Genomic DNA, 3512 nt, shown 5'->3' with positions numbered 1-3512 from the left:
CGATCGTGCCGATGTTGACGTGCGGTTTGCTCCGCTCAAACTTTGCCTTTGCCATTTTAGGCTCCTATTCCTTTCAGACCCCAGAGGGGTGAATTCGATTATGCGTTTCGGCCGGTTACTTCGAACCGGAATACTTCGCCTGAATTTCCTGCGCGACGTTCGACGGGACCGGCGCGTTGTGATCGAAGGTCATCGTATACTGCGCGCGGCCCTGAGACATTGAACGCAGCGTATCGACATACTTGAACATGTTCGCGAGCGGCACTTCCGCCTCGATCACCGTCGCGTTGCCGCGCGGCTCCTGGCCCTGGATCTGGCCGCGACGGGAGTTCAGGTCGCCGATGACGTCGCCAACGTAATCTTCCGGGGTCACCACCTCGACGCTCATGATCGGCTCGAGGAGCTGGGCGCCGGCCTTGCGGGCAGCTTCACGGAAACATGCGCGGGCAGCGATTTCGAAGGCGAGAACCGAGGAGTCGACATCGTGATAGGCGCCGTCAACGAGGGTGGCCTTGATGCCGAGCATCGGGAAGCCGGCGAGCGGACCCGACGACAGAACGCTTTCGATACCCTTCTGGACACCGGGGATGTATTCCTTCGGAACCGAGCCGCCGACGATCTTGGATTCGAAAACGAAATCCTCGCCATCGGGATTGGGTTCGAAGATGATCTTGACGCGGGCGAACTGACCCGAACCACCCGACTGCTTCTTGTGGGTGTAGTCTTCTTCGTGGGCCTGCGTGATGGTTTCGCGGTAGGCAACCTGCGGCGCGCCGACATTGGCCTCGACCTTGAACTCGCGCTTCATGCGGTCGACGAGAATGTCGAGGTGAAGCTCGCCCATGCCGGCGATGATCGTCTGACCGCTCTCCTCGTCGGAGAAAACGCGGAAGGACGGGTCTTCGGCAGCGAGACGGTTGAGCGCGATGCCCATCTTCTCCTGGTCGGCCTTGGTCTTCGGCTCGATCGCGATCCGGATGACCGGCTCGGGGAATTCCATCCGTTCCAGGATGACCGGGTGCAGCGGGTCGCAGAGCGTGTCACCGGTGGTGGTTTCCTTCAGCCCGGCAAGCGCTACGATGTCACCGGCATAGGCTTCCTCGATGTCCGAACGCGAGTTCGAATGCATCTGCAGCATGCGGCCGACGCGCTCGCGCTTTTCCTTGACCGTGTTCAGAACGCCCGAACCCTTTTCGAGCTTGCCCGAATAGACGCGGCAGAAGGTCAGCGAACCGACGAAGGGGTCGTTCATGATCTTGAACGCCAGCATCGAAAGCGGTTCGTTGTCATCAGCGTGGCGCTCGATATCGGCTTCGGTCTTGACGTCGATACCCTTGATCGACTCGATGTCGATCGGCGACGGCAGGAAGTCGACGACGGCGTCGAGAAGCGGCTGGACGCCCTTGTTCTTGAAAGCCGAGCCGCACAGCATCGGGAAGAACTGAACGCCGATCGTGCCCTTGCGGAGGAGCTTGCGGATCGTGTCATTGTCCGGCATTTCGCCTTCGAGATAGGCTTCCATGGCGGCTTCGTCGATCTCGACGACCGCCTCGATCATCGCTTCGCGCCATTCTTCGGCCTTGTCCTTCATGTCAGCCGGAATATCCGTGATATCCCACTGCGCGCCGAGGTGTTCGCCGTCCCAGACAAGCGCCTTCATCTCGATCAGGTCGATCACGCCGGCAAAGTCGTTTTCGGCGCCGATCGGGAGCTGAATGACAACCGGGGTCGCGCCGAGACGGGACTTGACCATCTCGACCGAGCGATAGAAGTCGGCGCCGATCTTGTCCATCTTGTTGCAGAAGATCATGCGCGGAACGTTGTACTTGTCGGCCTGGCGCCAGACGGTTTCCGTCTGCGGCTCGACGCCGGCATTGGCGTCGAGAAGGGCGACCGCACCGTCGAGCACGCGCAGCGAACGCTCGACTTCAATGGTGAAGTCGACGTGTCCGGGGGTGTCGATGATGTTGAAGCGGCGCTTCTTGCCGTCGCGGCCCTGCCAGAAGGTGGTGGTGGCAGCGGAGGTGATCGTGATGCCACGCTCCTGCTCCTGCTCCATCCAGTCCATCGTGGCCGCGCCGTCGTGAACTTCACCGATCTTGTGGGACTTGCCGGTGTAGAAGAGGATGCGCTCGGTCGTCGTGGTCTTGCCAGCGTCGATGTGCGCCATGATACCGAAATTACGGTAATCTTCGATTTTATATTCGCGAGCCATGATGTTAGGCCTTCCCTCGTATCTGAATTACCAGCGGTAATGGGAGAATGCGCGGTTGGCGTCGGCCATCTTGTGCGTGTCTTCACGCTTCTTGACGGCAGAACCCCGGTTGTTCGCAGCATCCATGAGCTCGCCGGACAGGCGCTCGATCATGGTGGTCTCGTTGCGCTTGCGCGCGGCTGCGATCAGCCAGCGGATGGCGAGAGCCTGACGGCGCTCGGGACGGACGTCGACCGGAACCTGGTAGGTCGCACCGCCAACGCGGCGCGAGCGGACTTCAACGTGCGGCGCGACGTTTTCGAGCGCCTGATGAAAGACCTCGATCGGGTCCTGCTTCATCTTAGCTTCAACGGCGTCGAGCGCGCCGTAGACGATCGTCTCGGCAACCGACTTCTTGCCATGCAGCATGATGGCATTCATGAACTTGCTGATCACCAGATCGCCAAATTTGGGATCCGGGTTGATCTCACGCTTTTCTGCACTGTGGCGTCGTGACATGCTTTTTGTCTCTCAACAGTTGCGGCGCTTAAGACGCGGAGAACCTCGCGCAGCGCCAGAAAAATGAAAACCGAATTACTTCGGACGCTTCGCACCGTATTTCGAACGGCGCTGCTTACGGTTCTTGACGCCCTGCGTATCGAGAACGCCGCGGATGATGTGGTAACGCACACCCGGCAAGTCCTTCACGCGGCCGCCGCGGATCATGACGACGGAGTGTTCCTGCAGATTGTGGCCTTCGCCCGGAATGTAGCCGATGACTTCGAAGCCATTGGTCAGGCGGATCTTGGCAACCTTACGAAGAGCCGAGTTCGGCTTCTTCGGCGTCGTGGTGTAGACGCGGGTGCAGACGCCGCGCTTCTGCGGGTTCTGTTCCAGCGCCGGAACCTTGTTCCGCTTGACCTGGGGCTGACGCGGCTTGCGGATCAGTTGGTTTACGGTAGGCATATACCCATCCCTTTAGAATTTCGTGTCTCGTCGCCCTTATGGGGCATTTCAATGCCGTCACCGGCGAACAGAAGCACTTTCAGCGTCTATATGCGCACAAGCACGGCCCGACCCGCCTTCCCGGCAGATGGACCTTAAAGCAGAGGACACAGGCGCCTTGCCGCGTCATGCGTGCAGCATTTGATCTTCAACGTGCTGTATGAGAACCTAGTCTGAGGTGAACTCCGGGACATTTGGCTTCCCGAACGGCCAGACCTCACATGGGTTCCGTTGGCGCGGACATACTCGGTTCCCCGGCCACCGTCAAGCCTGAAGCCCGGAATTTCTTTACCAAAACCCTTAAGGGTCGGCG

Annotated in this window: 3 protein-coding genes; all 3 read right to left on the bottom strand. The window is 59.8% G+C overall.

The features are described from left to right. Nucleotides 1–115: 115 nt before the first annotated feature. Entirely contained in the window at nucleotides 116–2215 is a 2100-nt protein-coding gene (gene fusA / locus AC5DC2_RS21385) for an elongation factor G (RefSeq protein ID WP_024707032.1), read from the bottom strand. A gap of 27 nt (nucleotides 2216–2242) precedes the next feature. After that, on the bottom strand, nucleotides 2243–2713 hold the full coding sequence (rpsG, locus tag AC5DC2_RS21380; protein WP_024707031.1) for a 30S ribosomal protein S7: 471 nt from the start codon (nucleotides 2711–2713) through the stop codon (nucleotides 2243–2245). 75 nt (nucleotides 2714–2788) lie between these two features. Then, nucleotides 2789–3160, bottom strand: coding sequence for a 30S ribosomal protein S12 (gene rpsL / locus AC5DC2_RS21375; RefSeq protein ID WP_018065617.1), 372 nt, complete (start codon nucleotides 3158–3160; stop codon nucleotides 2789–2791). Nucleotides 3161–3512: the final 352 nt, after the last annotated feature.

Source organism: Martelella sp., assembly GCF_984369615.1.
This window is presented reverse-complemented; position numbering and strand designations above follow the sequence as displayed.

What these genes read in the sequence shown, in the direction of transcription:
- fusA (WP_024707032.1), bottom strand. Translation starts at nt 2,215, where the DNA reads ATGGCTCGCGAATATAAAATCGAAGATTACCGTAATTTCGGTATCATG.
- rpsG (WP_024707031.1), bottom strand. Translation starts at nt 2,713, where the DNA reads ATGTCACGACGCCACAGTGCAGAAAAGCGTGAGATCAACCCGGATCCC.
- rpsL (WP_018065617.1), bottom strand. Translation starts at nt 3,160, where the DNA reads ATGCCTACCGTAAACCAACTGATCCGCAAGCCGCGTCAGCCCCAGGTC.